This window comes from Botrimarina mediterranea, assembly GCF_007753265.1.
GTDB lineage: Bacteria > Planctomycetota > Planctomycetia > Pirellulales > Lacipirellulaceae > Botrimarina > Botrimarina mediterranea.
On the sequence record NZ_CP036349.1, the window covers coordinates 2,829,490 to 2,846,280 of the forward strand.

Annotated in this window: 11 protein-coding genes; 9 read left to right on the forward strand and 2 right to left on the reverse strand. The window is 62.0% G+C overall.

The window, feature by feature from the left end; genetic code table 11:
• Positions 1 to 81: 81 nt before the first annotated feature.
• The 6 genes from Spa11_RS11030 (at position 82) to Spa11_RS11055 (ending at position 7,970) form a co-directional block, all read left to right on the forward strand.
• On the forward strand, positions 82 to 1,158 hold the full coding sequence (locus Spa11_RS11030) for a LacI family DNA-binding transcriptional regulator (RefSeq protein ID WP_145112151.1): 1,077 nt from the start codon (positions 82 to 84) through the stop codon (positions 1,156 to 1,158).
• 344 nt (positions 1,159 to 1,502) lie between these two features.
• Positions 1,503 to 2,189, forward strand: coding sequence for a PEP-CTERM sorting domain-containing protein (locus tag Spa11_RS11035; RefSeq protein WP_145112153.1), 687 nt, complete (start codon positions 1,503 to 1,505; stop codon positions 2,187 to 2,189).
• Positions 2,190 to 2,413: 224 nt separating this feature from the next.
• Complete coding sequence (locus Spa11_RS11040) at positions 2,414 to 4,825, forward strand: PEP-CTERM sorting domain-containing protein (RefSeq protein ID WP_145112155.1); 2,412 nt, start codon at positions 2,414 to 2,416, stop codon at positions 4,823 to 4,825.
• Positions 4,826 to 4,995: 170 nt separating this feature from the next.
• Entirely contained in the window at positions 4,996 to 6,288 is a 1,293-nt protein-coding gene (locus tag Spa11_RS11045) for a DUF1559 domain-containing protein (protein ID WP_145112157.1), read from the forward strand.
• 55 nt (positions 6,289 to 6,343) lie between these two features.
• Complete coding sequence (locus Spa11_RS11050; RefSeq protein WP_145112159.1) at positions 6,344 to 6,757, forward strand: hypothetical protein; 414 nt, start codon at positions 6,344 to 6,346, stop codon at positions 6,755 to 6,757.
• A gap of 52 nt (positions 6,758 to 6,809) precedes the next feature.
• On the forward strand, positions 6,810 to 7,970 hold the full coding sequence (locus Spa11_RS11055) for a glycoside hydrolase family 113 (protein ID WP_145112161.1): 1,161 nt from the start codon (positions 6,810 to 6,812) through the stop codon (positions 7,968 to 7,970).
• A 359-nt stretch (positions 7,971 to 8,329) separates the two neighbouring features.
• Here the strand turns inward: Spa11_RS11055 and Spa11_RS11060 are convergent, their stop codons facing one another.
• Both Spa11_RS11060 and Spa11_RS11065 read right to left on the reverse strand, forming a co-directional pair.
• A complete protein-coding gene (locus Spa11_RS11060; RefSeq protein ID WP_145112163.1) occupies positions 8,330 to 10,132 on the reverse strand; it encodes a FecR domain-containing protein in 1,803 nt (600 codons plus the stop codon).
• Between the two features lie 13 nt (positions 10,133 to 10,145).
• Positions 10,146 to 10,751, reverse strand: a complete 606-nt coding sequence (locus Spa11_RS11065; RefSeq protein ID WP_145112165.1) for a sigma-70 family RNA polymerase sigma factor — start codon at positions 10,749 to 10,751, stop codon at positions 10,146 to 10,148.
• Positions 10,752 to 11,187: 436 nt separating this feature from the next.
• Between Spa11_RS11065 and Spa11_RS11070 the strand changes: the two genes are divergently transcribed.
• From Spa11_RS11070 to Spa11_RS11080, 3 genes are all read left to right on the forward strand, one after another.
• Positions 11,188 to 13,575 carry a glycoside hydrolase family 2 protein gene (locus tag Spa11_RS11070; RefSeq protein WP_197529912.1) on the forward strand — a complete coding sequence of 796 codons (2,388 nt, stop codon included), beginning with the start codon at positions 11,188 to 11,190 and terminating at the stop codon, positions 13,573 to 13,575.
• 128 nt (positions 13,576 to 13,703) lie between these two features.
• Complete coding sequence (locus tag Spa11_RS11075) at positions 13,704 to 15,230, forward strand: LamG-like jellyroll fold domain-containing protein (RefSeq protein ID WP_145112167.1); 1,527 nt, start codon at positions 13,704 to 13,706, stop codon at positions 15,228 to 15,230.
• Positions 15,231 to 15,291: 61 nt separating this feature from the next.
• On the forward strand, positions 15,292 to 16,770 hold the full coding sequence (locus Spa11_RS11080) for a PEP-CTERM sorting domain-containing protein (RefSeq protein WP_145112169.1): 1,479 nt from the start codon (positions 15,292 to 15,294) through the stop codon (positions 16,768 to 16,770).
• Positions 16,771 to 16,791: the final 21 nt, after the last annotated feature.

The window sequence follows — 16,791 nt, forward strand, 5'->3', positions numbered from 1 at the left end:
TATCAAGTGGAAAGTTGCGTTCGGCTGTAGCGGGAGCTGTTCAGCTAGCGACCATCCCGGGGGATAGCTAAAGTGTGTGTCATGTCCAAAAGGACGCCACGCCTCAAAGATGTCGCCGAAGCGGCGAACGTCTCGATCAGCGCCGCCTCCCGCATCTTGCGTGGAGAAGAATCGCGTTTTGGCGAAGAGACTTGCCGCCGAGTACTAGAGGCTTCTCGCAAGCTTGGCTGGCGGCCCAACCTGTTGGTGAACGGCATCCAGACGGGGACGACACGCACCGTCGGCGTGATGATCCCTCCATTTGACTCGTTCTGGATCGCGGTGCTTTCGGGGATTCATGCCCGGTTCGCCGAGGCTGACTACTTGCCGATCACCGTCTGGCTAGGTGACCTGGAGCACATGCCCCACTTCGAGGCCGACGAAAAGCGCGGCCTTGAATTGATCAATCGCCTGCTGGATCGCCGCGTCGATGCGTTTATCTTGTGGCCGCCATTCGGCATGGCGTACCGGGACCACCTGCCGGAGTTTCGCGACCGCGCGGTGCCGATCGTCACGATCGACCACCACCCCGATACGCCACTGTGGGACACCGTTGCAACCAACGAGCAATCGACCACCGCGATGGTCGCCAAACACTTGGTCGACCTTGGCCATCGACGGATCGCAGTTATCAGCAGCCGAGAAACGCCCTCTCAGACCTGGGCGTTGGAACGGCGGAACTCGTTCGAGGCGGCGCTGCTGAAGGCGTGCCCCAAAGCTGAAATCAAGGTCTGGCGGCTGAACGAAGAGGGCAACAATGGCGTCGAGGTGGCGACGCAACTCCTCCGTAGCCGCTTCCGTCCCACCGCGGTATTCGCGGCGACGGACCACGAAGCGGCTTACGTCTACCAAGCGGCGGCGAAGATCGGCGTCCGCATCCCGGAGGAACTTTCCGTTGTCGGCTTCGCCGACCTCGACTTCGCCGCCACGATGACGCCACCGCTCACGACGGTCCGGCAGCGAGCGCGGGAGATCGGCGATCAAGCCGCGGCGCTGGTGCTGCGGCGTTTGATGGGTGAGAGCGGCGCCGGCAGCATCCCCTTCTCCAACGTCCGTGTGGACGGCGACCTCATCCTCCGCGATTCGACCGGGCCTGCGCCGGTAGACGCCGTCGACTGACGCTGATTCGTCGCCAGATTGCTGTCAATTTGGCGACGCCCAGAAAATCGTGGGATTCTGATGGACAAAGTAGACCAACCGCATTAGCTTGTTGTTCAAGTAGTTGAGCAGCCGAAACCGGCCAGCTGCTGCCAAACTTTTCTTGAGCCCTTATCACCAATCGACCGGGCGGGATTTGCCTGCCGATAGCCTAGCTGCCATCGATTCATCGCGTGTCAGGCGATCGCTCGCGGCTTGTGCTGTGCGAAAGCGTCGAGACTAGTAACCGTCAGGAAGGCTGTACGAGAGCGGGAAGCGGCGTCGTTGGTTCTCGAAATTCCCACGTTTGCTTGGAGAGAGTTCTTATGAGGCACACCTTGGCGATAGTTGCGATGGCGACGATGTCAGTCGCCCAAGCTCATGCGCAGAATTACCAACCAACGCAGGCAGAGATCCAGGCGCTCACGGACGCGACCGCCGGCTTCCACAATGCGACGCAGTACAGCGTCATCAATAGCATCACGTCGATCCCCGGAGGTATCGAACTCGACGTCTCGTTCGCCTACGGACAAGACACTAGTTCCTTCGATCCGTTTCCGGGAACCGCTTTCGCGCGGGTCTCATTACAAGGCTTTCCCGGTGGTCTCGACCTCACCGCCAATAGCGGTGTCGAGTGGGTTGTCTCGGCTAGCGAACCCGGCGTAACGGCGCAGACCTACCTTCAGACGGCGCCGGATTGGACCTTTTACGAAGGCTCCCCCTCGCAACCGTTGCTCGGAGATGGCAGTGCTGAGAGTGTGATAATGTCGCTCTCCAGCGCCAACAATTTCTCGGGCATTTTGCCAGCAGGCATTGTGCACACCGATGTCGATGGAAACATCCTGGCGAACGCCTGGGGACTTCAGTTCGGCATGTTCGATCTCAACTCGCAAGTTGGCTTAGGCGAGCCGCTCGACGTGACAATCCAAATCACCACGGCGGTTCCCGAGCCATCGTGTCTCGTGCTCGTCGGCGCCTCGCTCGTTGGGGTGGTGACGATGCGGCGTCGTTGATCGGCCTGGAGAATCCCGTTCGCCAGCCGCGAAGTCGCCCGGCCGGCGTGCTGGGACTAGTGGAAACAGCATCAAGCCGCCTCAGCTAGTGTTTTTGAGGCGGCGAAGTCTCACCCCCCCGAGTATCGCTCTTCTGCCGCGTCTGCCTAAACGGCAACTGCATTGACTCTCATCGCTCCTGGACGCAGCAGCACAACCTCGTCAGCAAAGGGAATGGACCCGCTATGCGATCGTCACAACAGAAAACGCTCCAGCGTCTCGGCGCGCTACTTGGCTCACTGGTCGCGGCGGGTTCCGCCTCAGCCCAATTCATCGAAACACCGCTCGCCACGTGGGATATCGGCCCTAGCCAGCCGGGCAATGTTGACTTCGATCCGGAACTAGACGCCACCGCCAGTATTTCGGGCGGCTGGTACCAGCGTGCACAGACTTCGGAGCTCACTTACGGACAGAGCACGACGCCCGGGACCTTTACGCAAGGGGCGGGATCGCTTGAGCTCAACATCGTCGGCAAGGGGAACGGCGGTTCTTACGACGCAACGATCAACGGCGCCGCGTTCAATCTCGACACGCACTACAGTGCTCCCGCCGGCGCTATCTATTCCGGCTCCGATACCCGTGCTGTTGCGTTGCGAGAGGCGATTCTCAGCGGCGCTCAGGCGTTGTATACGATCGATTTCGACATCATCTACGACGTGCAACAGATGCGGTCGATCGCGTGGCAACCACCGGAAGAGACCGTCGACCCGGCGAATAACGGCCAATTCCCACAACGATTCTTCTGGGTGGGCCTGTTGGGTGACACCAGCAACGGTGGCTTTAGGCAGATCAATAACGTCCATACCATCGAAGTCTTCGACCCGCAGTGGGACAACGAGGACTACGCCGTCGTTAATGCGTCGGTTCCACTCACCGATTTCGGCTGGGACTTTGCCGAGGGAACCGCTCTGAACGAGATCCGACTTGGGATTCTCTACAATAGCGTCTTCGGGACATTGCCCGCGCCGAGTAACACCACGGCGGCGCGGATCTTCATCGATAACTTCCGTTTGGTCGAGCAGGACATCGCCGGCGTCATCGACCTGAACAACGATGGCGAGATCGACCTCGACGACTTCGACCTCTTCATGTCGCAGCATCTCGTAGCGAATCCGACGCTCGGTGACTTCAACGCTGACGGCGCCAACGACTTCCAAGACTTCTTGCAATTCGAAGACCTCTACGACACCTTCCACGGCGCCGGCTCGCTGGCCAGCGCGTTGGCGAGCGTCCCCGAGCCCACAACACTCGGCGGCGCCCTGTTGGCGGTGCTCGGGTTGGCGTTGCGTCGCACGCGCCGCGCTCTGCCGGCGATTGCGGCGGCTGGCGTCGCCGTGGCCTCGACCGCGGGCGTCGCCCAAGCACAGATGGGTCAGATCGGGGACACGTGGCTTCTTGAGTCGTGGGAAGACCTCTCGGATTGGCAATCGCCAACGTTCTTCGCTGGCAACGGGAACCCCGGGGCCACCGCGCCATTGATCGAACAGAGCCCAATCGGCGCCACCGAAGGCAGCAGCAGCCTGAAGATCACTCAATTCGGCGACAATGGCGTTACACCGGGCCAGTTCAGTTGGAACGCGACGACCAGTGTGAACTGGGGGCCGGGGCATCCCGCCTATGACGCATTGTCCTACGCCACCAACATCGGCTCTGAGCACTTCGTCGTCAAAGCGGATGTGACCTTCCGAGGGGTCGATCTGGGTGAAGCCAACGCGCTGAATGTCTTCTTCGGTCTCGACTTCAGTGGGCAGCAGGCCGGCGGCTGGTTGTTGGGAGATCCCGACGGTACGACGACCATGTCGATCCCGTTGTCGAATTTCGGCTTGCTCGATCCGGCGGACCAAGGGAATCCTGATATCTCTGCGCAGGTTGCCTTCCAAGACAACACCGACAGCATCGATCCGTTTAGCGCGTACATCGACAATATCGTGCTCGAGCAGGTCAGCGTCCCGGACCTGTTGACGCTTGAGATCGACCGCAGCTCCGGCGCCGGCGTGCTCCGCAATAATTCAAGCGGGCCCGTCTCTTGGAATTACCTGGAGATCAAGAGCGCCGGTGGCGCGCTCGACGCTGCTGGTTGGAGCAGCCTGGACGATCAAGACATCGCCGGAACTCGCACATGGGTTGAGGCGGGAGGATCATCGGCCACGCAGCTCGTGGAGGCGTCGCTACTTGGAAGTCACACTCTGGAGGTTGGCGAAACCCTTGCCATCGGCGATCTCTACAACCCTCTATCGGGACTCGAGGACATCGATTTTGAGGTCCGTCGAGAAGGCGGGCCGGCCGACCGGACGTACGACCAGATTGTCAATTTCGTCGGAACGTCGATCGCCGTCGATGGCGACTACAACGCCGATGGATTTGTCAATGCGGCCGATTACACCGTGTGGCGCGACGCGCTTGGACAGGACATCACGCTTCCCAATGAGAACGCCACCCCGGGTTCAGTTACGCAAGAGGACTACGATGTGTGGGTGAGCAACTACGGGAGTTCTGCGGGGGTGGCGATTGCCGTGTCCGTGCCCGAGCCTTCGACGACGCTGCTAACGCTGGCGTCTGTGGGCGCTCTGGCCGGCCTAGGCGGTCGTCGGAAGTAAGGCCGAGAGGCCATTCTGTGGGCGGCTGCGGATTCCGCAGCCGCCCACATTCTATGGCGCCGAGATTTCCGCACTTCTCGGCCGGATGTACCAACCTGAAGCGGCAAAGTAATCATTGACGTTGCGGCCCGTCAGCCGTTACCATCTCGAACAGCTCAAGTACTTTACCAATGAGCTCTCTCTTCAAAGTCGTTGACTTCGCGGTCTATCGATCGACTCATCTGGACATGGAAATGGGGTCCTCTATGGCCGTCACTTGTCTTGTTGAAAGCCTCGACCGCTCGGCCGTAGGTTGGACCGGACGGCGTCACGGTGCAGAGACGACACGACGGGGTTTCACTCTCGTCGAGTTGCTGGTTGTCATCGCGATCATCGGCATCCTCGTAGCGATGCTGCTGCCGGCGGTGCAAGCGGCGCGCGAAGCGGCCAGGCGTTCGCAGTGCCAGAACAACTGCAAGAACCTCGGCTTGGCGATGATGAATTACGAGGGGGTCTACAAGAAGTTCCCCGTCGCGATCAACACCGAGCCCCTCGACCCCAACCCCATCGCCAGAGCCTCGGACGGCACCCGGCTGTACAACAATTGGGCGATCGACATTCTTCCCTTCATGGAAGAGCAGGGCCTCTACGACACCTTCCATCTTGTCCGCGCCGACACGGGGCGGTTGCAATCGCTCACGTCCGCGAACATTCCCGCCGCCTCGTTAGGGGGCAGCAACAAACCGGCGAACACCAACGTGATCGCCCGCTCGACGGAGCTGTCGCTTCAGCTTTGCCCCTCGGACATCGGCGCCAACAACCTCTTTGACGCCGGCGCGCCGAACAACTCGGGGAACGCAAGCAACATGTGGGCCCGTGGAAACTATGGTTACAACGTTGGTCTCGCGCTGATTCTCAACAACGAAGACGTTTGGAGAAAAGTGGCGCTCGACACGGATGGCGAGACCATGACTTGTGGGCGTGGCGTCGGCGGCGCGGACAAGGCCGCATCGATCGCGCAGATTACCGACGGCACGTCGCATACGGTCGCGCTATTCGAGTTGCGCGTCGGTCTGGGGCCGGTTGACCGTCGTGGCGTGTGGGCGATGCAGATGGTGGGGTCGAACCTTGTCTCGCAGCATGGCTCAAACTATGCCCTCGGTCCCAACGATTGCACGCCGGGCTCGGACGACATCATTGGGAATCAGGACGTCGTCGCTTCCTTCGGGCAGGAGTACTTGCGGCAAGAGTGCATGCTTCCCTACGAGAGTAGTAGCTGGGATGTGAGCGCTCAGATCGTCACCCGCAGTCAGCATCCGGGCGGTATCTTTGCCACCATGTGTGACGGCAGCGTGCAGTTCATCTCAGACTTCGTCGAGACCGGTGGCCAGACGAACGGGCTTCGTTGCGCCGAAACGATCTTTGGGGTGTGGCAACGCCTGACCTGCCCCGACGATGGGTATGTCGTCTCCAACGACTTCTAACGCTCGTGTGATCTGAGTAACGAATGTCGGCAGATAAGCCCGGGATATAAGCGGCATGAAATTCTCAATCGTTGTCTTGCTCTGCCTCACCTTGGTTGGTTGCGGAAGCGGAGGGCCGTTCAAGTCGGTCCCGGTGAGCGGTGTCGTCACTTACGAGGACGGCTCGCCGATCCCTGTCGGCGGCATGAAGGTCTTCTTCCATAGCCAGACGCCGCCCAAGGAGGGGATGCACCCGCGTCCGGCGATGGTGGGCGTGGGCCCCGACGGCAAGTTCGAGAACGTCACGACCTACAAGTACGCCGATGGGCTCGTGGTCGGGCCGCACAAGGTGACGCTCGTCGCTCAAGAGGCCAATGGCAAGGCGAGCAAGCTGATCGCCAAAGAGTGCGCCGACGTGCGAACGACGCCGCTGATCGTGGAGGTCACGCACGCCGGTCAGGTGCTCGAGATCAAAGCTCCGAAGCCCTAGCCCCGGCTCACTGGGAGCGGTGAAGCCCTACCCCCTCAGGTCGGAGCCTTTCGTGTTGACTAAATGCCTGCTCGCCTTGGCTACTCTGGCGGCGGCGTTGTCGTCATCGGTTGCCGAATCGCCTCTCGGGTTCGTAAAAGGCCACTCGTGGGGTTGGGTGGGGTCGCGGGGCGATTACGCCTCACCGGCTGCGGCCGAGTCGATGCGGAACCTGGCCGAGACGAGCGCCGACACGGTCTGCATCGCCTTCGCGCCGAATCTGAAGACCTACGACACGCCCCGCTTCACTTGGGGCGACAACAACTCGCAGATGGTGAGCGACGACGAAGTGCGTCACGCCATCGACCTTGCTCGTGAAAACGGGCTGCGAGTCATCCTCAAGCCGACGGTGAACTGCGAAGACCAGACTTGGCGGGCGTGGATCCGGTTCTATCGACCGCTGAGCGAGGCCGAACGCGAGGCCGGCGTTACCGGGGTCGAGGACCCATGGGGCGACACGACTGTCTTCCGTGAAGGCGAAGCGATAGACGAGGCGGCGTGGGCCGAGTGGTGGGCGTGCTTCGGCGATTTCCTGGAGCACTACGCCAAGATCGCCGCCGAGAAAAACGTCGACGCCTTCTGCCTAGGGTGCGAGATGAACTCGACCGAGTCCTTCGCCGACGAATGGCGAGAGGTGATCCGTCGCGTTCGCGCAGCGTACGACGGCCAGTTGACGTACGACGCCAACCACGGCCGCGAGCGGCTTGTGACCTTTTGGGACGAGGTCGATTTCTTAAGCGTCAGCGCGTACTACCCAGTTGCTCCGCCAGAGGGCGTGACCGAGGAAGAGGCAGTGGCTTCGACGACGCCCAAGACCGAGATCGTCGCGACGCTGCGGCAAGTGCGTGACGAGCTTCGCGATCTGCACCAGGAGTACCGCAAGCCGATCCTCTTTATTGAAACGGGCGTCACCAACGTCCGTGGTTGTGCGCGTTACCCCTGGTCGCATCCGGACGCGGAGCTGGGCAGCCCGATCGACGAGCGGGAACAGGCTAACTACTACGAGGCGATGTTCGAGACCTTCTGGGACGAGCCGTGGTTCAAGGGTTTCGCCTGGTGGGACTGGCCCGCAAGGCTGTATCCGATCGATGAAGCCGGTGGGAACCGCGGCTTCTGTATCTACGGCAAACAGGCCGAGGGCGTCGTCCGTGACTGGTACGGCAGGAAGCGTTGACGCAAGTTGGAGGCCTTCGGATCTCCATGAGAATGGCCAGCGACGCGTTTACCTTTCGTCAACTGGCGAGCTCGATTGCCGCCAAGGGGGGGCGCCCCGATCGGAGGGTCCTCCACGCTGCAGCAGGGGCACGGACTAAGACGCCCAGTGTGGTCGTGGACAGGCGTCGATAGACCCCTAGGGCGGCCTGTCGACGCGTCCCGCCGCTAGCCTAAGGGTTTCCCCCGATGGGAGCCGTCTGTTGGCTTAGATGGCCCTCTAGGGCCTTGTCGAGGCGCCGTCCGATTGGGGGCGAGAGAGGTCGTTCAGTCCGACGGTGACAGATCTGCGTGTCGGTGCCAGCGCCTCAGCCGTCAGAACTAACGCCTAGCGGCATTGGCGGATTGAAGCTCTTGGACCTCGGCGATCGCGTTGATCGAGGTCGCCAAGACGATGTCGTCAAACAGCCACGCGGACGCGTCGTCGCTGACGCCCAGACGCAGGCGGTCAAAGATCAGGTTGGCGTTGACGGTCTCGGCCTGAGGGCGAGCCGTGCGGATTTCAGCGGGAGGCACATCGCACCAAACCGCCAACTTGTCGCCGCGTTCGCCGAAGATGATTTGCATCACCCACTGATGGGTCTGGTCGTCGAGCGGCATCGGATCGACGGCGAACGTGTCCGGGTCGGCGTCGAGCTCGAGCTCGACCGTGCGACTGCCGACATTAGACGCGACGGCGAGCGTCCGCTTGCCGCCGGAGTAGCCGACGAAGAGCGGCTCTTGCATGAGCCGTTGGTCGCCAAACATTAGCGACATCCCGGCGTGATCGCCCGCGCGGTTGGCGTCGGTCATCCTAGTCTTCCAGGCGATCCACAGCTCCGCGCCCGACCGGCCGATCAGCCCGCGGTCGGTGAGCAGCTTGGCTCGGGCGAGAGGTGAGTCGCTTGAGGTATCGATGTCGAGGAAGGCGTGTTCGCCCTCATTTACTAGCAGGGCGCCGGACGAATAGAGGCGGCGGCTTTGCAGATCGTGGGTGATGGTCGGGGAAGTCGCCGAGCGCGGCGACGCCTCACGGAAGGCGACCGAGTAGGCGGCGCCGTCCGACGGGATGTCGAACGATTGGAACGCCATCAAACCGCGGGTCCGCTGCAAGGCGTAAAAACAAGTCTGTTGTCTCGCTTCGGCCGACCCGCTGCGGGCCTTGCGTAGCGAGGCGATCTCGTCGGGCCGGATGAACTCGCGGTCATTCGGGAGTGTCTGGACCGCGAAGTTGAGCGACCCGTCGGCGTCAACATGGCCGGCGCGGCCGGCGGTGATCCGCTTCGACGGCGAGGGCGCGTCCCCGTCTGTGCGGGCGCTGTAGAGCTCAACAACGCCCTCGTAGACGGCGACCTCGGTGGCCAGGTCGGGGCCGATGCCGACGCCAAACTCCGTGCCCAGGTCAACAACACGGGCTGTTGGCGTCTTGACGATCAGGCCTGTGGCGGCTTCATCGATCCGGGCTGAGAGTCGGCCTTCGCTCATGGCGATCTGCTGGGAACCCTCGAATATGAGCTTCGCCGGTCCCTCGACGACAACATCACAGCCGTCAGCGGTGGTGACGGCGAGGACGCCCGCCTCAATAATTAGCGATTCGCCCCGTCGAACGTATTGCCCGCGGCGCAAGCGGCTACCACTGCGAGACTCCACATTGATGGTCTCGGTGACGGTCGCGACGACGGGCGCCGGTTCGACGACGATCGGCTTCGGAGCGAGCTTTTCCTCGGCTGGCGCCGAGGCAATCACAGCATCGGCCTTGCCGGAGTCAATGCCACGGGGGAACGACACGACGCCAATCAACAGCGACGCCGCCACCGCGGCGGCTGCCCATCCCCACGAAGGCGTGCTACCGGCTGGGGACCGGGAATTGGCGCTAACATTCTTGCGGTACGAGTCGATCTCGATCGTTTCGAGAGCCGCCTCGATCGACTTCTTGATCGCGGGGTCTTCGCTATCCCCTAGTTCGTCAAGGAACCGAGGGACCGAGAGCCAGTAATCGGCTTGAGAGTGGATGATCCCCAGCTCGACAACGGTACGAGCGTTGTCGGGATCAGCGCCGACCCAGCGAGACAGGGAGCGAGCCTCGTCCTGGGAGAGGATCTTCCCATCGAAGTGGGCGTTCAGGAGTTCGATCGGCGTTCTCACGGCGAAAATCCCTTCACGGGGCGTTCCCTCCTGTCCTACGCAATTGCCTGCGGACGCAGTCCCGCAGGGCGACACGGATCTGGGACAGCCGGGTGTAGACCGACTGCACCGTCATCTTTAGCTGACTTGCGATCTCGTCAGCGCTCATCGCACAGGTGTATCGCAACTCGAGCATCCGGCGTGACCGTTCCGGGAGCTTCTGCAGGCAAAATTCGAGGGACTCTTCGTAGCTGTCGATTCGTGGTTCGAGCTCCAGCAGGCTCCCTTCGATCTTCGACACAGTGTCAACATCGAAAATCATCCTCCGGTCGCGTCCGCGCTTCCGGTAGTACTGGAGGACCCGGTTCCGAGCGACGCCAACCGCCCATTCCAGGAACGGACGCTCGGGGTCGTATTTGTCGAAGTCCTTTGCGATGGCGACCGCCGTGTCTTGCAGCACGTCATCCGCGTCATGGAGGACGGGCACAAAGATCCGGACATAGGTCCGTAGCTTATCGTAGGACTCCGCCCACAGGGTGGCGAAGTCGCAGCGTCGGTCCGATTCGTGCTGCTCTCGCCCCGCCATGACACTGCTTATATGGGCGACGCCTTCCGGGACCTTAACGCCAAACTTTGGCATCTTTGAAAAGTACTTGCCCTAGGTGGCGGCTGTTGAGCCGTGGGGTCGTAAAGCAACCAGAGCACGGCAGCGTGAAATCCGCAGTAAATGACGCCTCGCAGGTTACCCCTGCGAGAGTCACACTGCTAGGTGCTCGCGACCGCGCAGCCCGCAGGATGAAGCGATTTTGCGATCTGACGCCTTTTTCAGACTTTTTTGCAAAAGTTCCGTTTAGGTCGGCTTTGCGTCTGCCCATACACCTGTGACGGCTCCCTGCCGGCTCTGCGCAGCGATAGCGGCGATTGTTATCAGGGGGCGGTTCAGGTGCTTATCAGACGACTAATCGATCGGTTGAGGGGCGTTGGCTGGCGGGTGACCCATCACCCCGCCCCTACCTGAGTCCGGTTGGGCGCCGCCTTCGTGCGGTTGCCTCCGATGCTGTTCCACAGGCAAGGTCTTGACTTCACTTTCGTTCCGAATCGTCGGGCTAGGCTTAGTTGCCGCCCTCCACGCCTGCGTTGCGGAAGCGGCGTCGGGTAGCGAGGTCGCGTCGGGCGAGGCTGCGGTGCGTCCGCTGCTCACCACCTGGGGAGAGCAACTCGACAGGTCAGCAGTTCTGCCCGAGTACCCGCGGCCGCAGATGGTGCGTGATTCCTGGACGAATCTAAATGGCGAGTGGGATTTTGCCCTCGCGCCTTCGGGCGATGGCGAACCTGAGGCATTCGAAAGGAAGATCGTCGTACCCTTTCCGGTCGAATCGGTCCTATCAGGGGTGGCTTCCGAGGTCAGACCGGAAGATGCCGTTTGGTATCGCCGGAAGTTCGACCCCGGCAAGCATGACGGTCAGCGGGTGCTGCTGCACTTCGGCGCCGTCGATTGGCAGACGAAGGTCTGGGTCAACGGCATTGAAGTTGGTGAACACACGGGGGGATACGACCCTTTCTCATTCGATATCACCAAGGCACTCACCGCGAAGGGCCCGCAATCGCTCGTCGTGCGGGTGACCGATCCCACCAATCGAGGAAGTCAGCCCCACGGGAAACAGTCGCTCGAACCGGGCGGCATCGTTTACACCGCGGTGACCGGCATTTGGCAGACGGTTTGGCTAGAGACCGTTCCGCAGACGCGGATCCGATCTTTGCGGGTCACGCCCCACGTCGATTCAGGTGAAGTCGAGTTGGTCGTCGACGCCGAGGGCCCGGGGTTGGACAAGACGGTGGTTCGGATTGCAACCAAGAGCGAGGGCGGCGCGCCGCTCCGAGTTACCGGCAAGCCGGGTGAGTCGCTGCGATTGGCGATCCCGAACGCCCGTCTCTGGTCGCCCGACGATCCTTATCTGTACGAGCTTGATATCGATCTCGCTGTCGAGTCGGGCAAGGTCCACAACGTTGTCGATCACGTCGGCAGCTACGTCGGCATGCGGAGCGTCGCGGTCGTCCCGGACGAGCGTGGCCAGAGCCGAATCTGTCTCAACGGCAAAGAGTGCTTCAGCTTCGGCCCGCTCGACCAAGGCTATTGGCCGGACGGTCTCTACACGGCGCCTAGCGACGAGGCGCTCAAGTGGGACATCACAATGACCAAGAAGTTCGGCTTCAACACGTGCCGCAAGCATGTGAAAGTCGAGCCGGCTCGTTGGTACTACTGGTGCGACAGGATCGGCTTGCTTGTGTGGCAAGACATGCCGTGTGGCGGCGAGCGTGGCATCGGGCCTAGCGAGGCAGACCCGACGTGCTCCCCCGAATCGGAAGCGGTCTTCCGCGCCGAGTTAGAAGCGATGGTGGACGCCTTATCGCATCACCCATCGATCATCGTGTGGGTCCCCTTCAATGAAGGCTGGGGCCAGTTCAAGACCAACGAGATACTTGCATGGGTGAAGGGTCTCGACCCGACTCGTCTGGTTGACGGGCCGAGCGGCTGGGCGGATCGCGGCTACGGCGACTTGTTGGATAGGCATGACTATCCGGGCCCCTCCATCCATCCTCCCGAGGAGGGTCGCGCAGCGGTGCTCGGCGAGTTTGGGGGTCTTGGCTTGGTGACTCCCGACCATGTGTGGCTCGATGTCACGAACTGGGGCTACCAGAGTTTTGATAACGAGAAAGAACTGGCCAAGAGTTATAAGTCGCTCATCGACAACCTTTGGCTCCTAAAGAGTGACGGGCTTGCTGCCGCGATCTATACTCAAACCACCGACGTCGAGGGCGAGGTCAACGGCCTCGTCACCTACGACCGCCGGGTTCTCAAGATCGACCCCAACAAAGCGGCGATCTGGAACAACCGCCTTTACGGGCCCGCGCCGAAACTGACGACGGTGCTCGCCACTTCTCAAGACCCGTCTTCGATGGGAGCGGAGTGGAGCTATTCGACAACGCAGCCGGCGGCTGATGATTGGATGGCGAGTGACTACGACGACTCTGCGTGGCAGATTGGCCGAGCAGGATTCGGGACGCCCAACACTCCCGGCGCGACAGTCAGGACCGAATGGGACACGAGCGACATCTGGTTGCGTCGCACGGTGCGGCTCGATGACCCTCAGTTGCTAGAAGACCTGTACTTGCTGATCCACCACGACGAAGACGCCGAGGTCTATCTCGACGGCAAGCTCATCAAGACGCTCTCGGGATTCACGCTCGACTACACCATCGTACCGCTCTCGGCCGGAGCCAAGAAACTCTTCCGAACCGGTGAGCATTCGCTCGCCATCCACTGCCGTCAGACGGACGGCGGCCAGTTTATCGATCTCGGATTGGTCGCGGTCCAAACAGAGCCAGCCGACGCGGCGACGGCGGAGAAGGGCTCCTCGTCGAACCTCTCGAAAGCCAAGGGACGCGGCTCTGTAAGACGGTAGGCAGCAACACCAACAAGAAAAACTTCTGCGACGCAACGAGCGCGGCCCCACGCCGTGCATGACGAAAAGACTTGTTCCTCTTCCAAGAATCTCCTAGCCCCGATGATCCGCCCGCAAGGAGGGCCCGCATGAAACGCCTCTGGACAATTAAGCACAGCGCACCTTTCGCCCTCACGGCGTTGGCCGCGATTCAGGCGACCCCGTCGGCTGAAGCCCAGCCGTCGCCCGTCAACCGCTACACCTTCAACGACGGCGCTGTCACCGACATCATCAGCGGGCAGAACGGCACACTCGTTGATCCGTCGGGCATCGCGTTCTACTCGGGCGGTCAAGTCCGGCTCACTAACAACAACAATTTCAGTTCGGCGCAAGACTTCTCGTCGCCGACGGCCAACGGCGCCTACGTCGATCTGCCGAACGGTCTGATCAGTTCCGCGGCGAATAACGGATCGCTGTATCAGTTCAGTCTGGAGTTTTGGGCCACGGTTCAAACGAATCGTGACTGGGCTCGTCTGGGCGACTTCGGCACCAGCGTCGGCGGCGAAGATGTGTCAGGAAGCGGCGCCACAACGGACTACTTGATCGTCGTGCCCCGCACGGGCGGTCGTCCCACACCCGAGGAGACCAACAAGTTCAGCGTCTCGAGCCACTCAGCGGGTGGGCAAGAAGACTTCATCTCGGCGCCGTCCGAGTTGGCGGCGGGCGTCGAGCATCACGTCGTCGTGACGGTGGATCAGACAGACTTCACCGGCGGCGGCAACGGAACGCTGTCGCTCTATCTTAACGGCTCCCTGGTGAACTCGGGCCCGGTTGAAGACGAAGGCTTCATCGACTTCACGCTCTTCAGCGATAACAACAACTGGCTCGGCCGCGCGCAGTGGGGAGACCCGCTCTTCGATGGAAGCTACAACGAGTTCAGCGTTTACGATTACTCGCTCAGTGCTCAAGACGTGCTCGACAGCTTCAACGCCGGTCCGGTTCCCGGTGAGCTGGCTGTTCCGCAGCTCGTCGTCAATCGTGACACCGGCGAGGTCACGGTCAACAACGCCACGGGTGAGCAGCTCAGCTTGCTGAGCTACTCGATCGCGTCGGAGTCGGGCTCCATCGACAACGTCGCATGGACTTCGATCGACGCGACAAACTTCGACGCCAACGGCGTTTGGACATCGACGTCTGACACTCCGGAGTTGATCGCCGAAGGGACCACCGGCGACGGGGGTCAGATTGCCTCGGCGGCGGGCCGGACAATCGGCAATGCCTGGAACCCCTCGCCGTACGAAGACCTCGTTTTCAACTTCACGCTTGCCGGCGGCTCGCCTCTTGCCGGTGAGGTGGTTTACGTCGGCAACGACGGCGCAGCCATCGCCAACACCGACCTGAACGCCGATGGCGTTACGGATGCGGATGACTTCTACCTATTCGCCGCCGCTTCGCAGGGCGACCTCAGCGGGATGTCTGCCTACGAGCTCTACAAGAACGGCGACCTCAACGGCGACGGCGCCAACAACTACGTCGATTTCAGGTTGTTCAAGGACGCCTTCATTGCCGCCAACGGCGCCGCCGCGTTCGCCGCGCTCGCCGCCTCGGTGCCGGAGCCGACCAGCCTGTTGCTCGTTGTCGGCGCCGGCGTTGGGCTGGCTTTCCGTCGTCGCTAGTCCACGCCCTTCTCTAAATCTATTCCGGAACCAAACCTCTCGCATCGCGGAGACACTTCCAATGATACTGCAGCGCATTCAAGCCGCCGGCTTCGCCGTCCTTCTGACGGCAGGCGCGGCCCACGCGAACACCGTCGCTTACTGGCGTTTCGAGACCGGCCCCGCCGACACGAACGTCATCCACTTGGCTGGTGACGACGCCGGCAATACCTACTCGGCCGACATCCCCGACGTGTCGGGCAATGGCCACGACCTCTCGGCATGGATCACCGGCGGTTGCTGCGGCTACGCCTACCGCTCCGACGTCGCGACGGGCACGATCGCGGCGACCGGCGCGACAAATAACTTCTCTGTCCAGAACACGGGCGGCGGCCCGGGCATGTTCACCGGCCCGACGGGCATCGGCTCGATCACTCCGTCCGCCTTCACGATCGAGGCTTCGTTCCGTCTAGAGAACGGCGGCTTCCGAACGATCATCGGTCGCGATGGTACGGATGTGGCCGACCAAAACCGTGAACTCGCGCCGGTCTACCTGCAAGCGGTCCCGGGCAACGCTCTGGCGATCAAGTTCGCGGACCAAGAGGGCTTTTGGCACGAAGCGGTGTCGCCGGCTGAGATCCTCAACACCTTCGCTCCTCCGAACACAACCGAAGGCGATTGGTACCACGCCTCGGCCGTGAGCGACGGTTCGACATTGTCGCTGTACTTGGCGAACGCCACTCAAGGCACCGGTTACCAGCTCGTCGCCCAAACCGACATGACGTTGAGCGGCAGCACGAATACGGCGATGGCCACGCCCGCCGGCGACGGCGGCGATTGGGACGCCGGTAACTGGACCGTCGGTCGCGGCATGTACAACGGCGGCCACGGCGACCGCGCCTACGGGTTCATCGACGAGGTCCGCATTAGCGACAGCGCGGTTTCGCTGTCGGACATGCTCCACTTCGCCGGCGGCCAGAACCTGTCGATCGAGGTCAACACGTCGACCGGCGCCGTCATGCTTAAGAACAACTCGTCCGGCGCTGTGACCCTCGACTACTACGAGATCACCAGCGACGCCGGCGCGCTTAATCAGTCAAGCTGGAACAGCATGGCGGACCAGGGCGTTGAAGTGAGCCCCCCCGGCGACTACAGCGGCGACGGTGTTGTCGATGCCGCGGACTACACGGTCTACCGCGACGGTCTGGGTTCGACCTTTGCTCAGGCCGACTACGACGTGTGGGCCGCGAACTACGGCGCCAGCGCCGAAGACGGCTACGGGTGGACCGAGGCGGGCGGTTCGGACGCCAACATCCTGTCGGAGTTGCTGCTCGATGTCGCGGGCACATCGCTCATGCCGGGCGAGTCGATCTCGTTGGGCGCCGCGTATAACACGGCCGTTGGCGGGCAGGACCTCGAGTTCAGCTACGGCCGTCCGGGGTCGGGCCTGTTCGTTGGCGGCGTGACCTACGTCGGCGCGGCGGCGACGATCCCCGAGCCGGCGACGCTGGCTCTGGTTGCTCTGGGCATGGCGGCGCTGGGGTGGCGTCGTACTGCCTGAAAGTGGTTGATTGATTTGGAC

Bases quoted from the DNA above. Each gene is read 5' to 3' on its own strand.
- Spa11_RS11030 (WP_145112151.1), top strand. From the start codon at position 82: ATGTCCAAAAGGACGCCACGCCTCAAAGATGTCGCCGAAGCGGCGAAC.
- Spa11_RS11035 (WP_145112153.1), top strand. From the start codon at position 1,503: ATGAGGCACACCTTGGCGATAGTTGCGATGGCGACGATGTCAGTCGCC.
- Spa11_RS11040 (WP_145112155.1), top strand. From the start codon at position 2,414: ATGCGATCGTCACAACAGAAAACGCTCCAGCGTCTCGGCGCGCTACTT.
- Spa11_RS11045 (WP_145112157.1), top strand. From the start codon at position 4,996: ATGAGCTCTCTCTTCAAAGTCGTTGACTTCGCGGTCTATCGATCGACT.
- Spa11_RS11050 (WP_145112159.1), top strand. From the start codon at position 6,344: ATGAAATTCTCAATCGTTGTCTTGCTCTGCCTCACCTTGGTTGGTTGC.
- Spa11_RS11065 (WP_145112165.1), bottom strand. From the start codon at position 10,751: ATGCCAAAGTTTGGCGTTAAGGTCCCGGAAGGCGTCGCCCATATAAGC.
- Spa11_RS11075 (WP_145112167.1), top strand. From the start codon at position 13,704: ATGAAACGCCTCTGGACAATTAAGCACAGCGCACCTTTCGCCCTCACG.
- Spa11_RS11080 (WP_145112169.1), top strand. From the start codon at position 15,292: ATGATACTGCAGCGCATTCAAGCCGCCGGCTTCGCCGTCCTTCTGACG.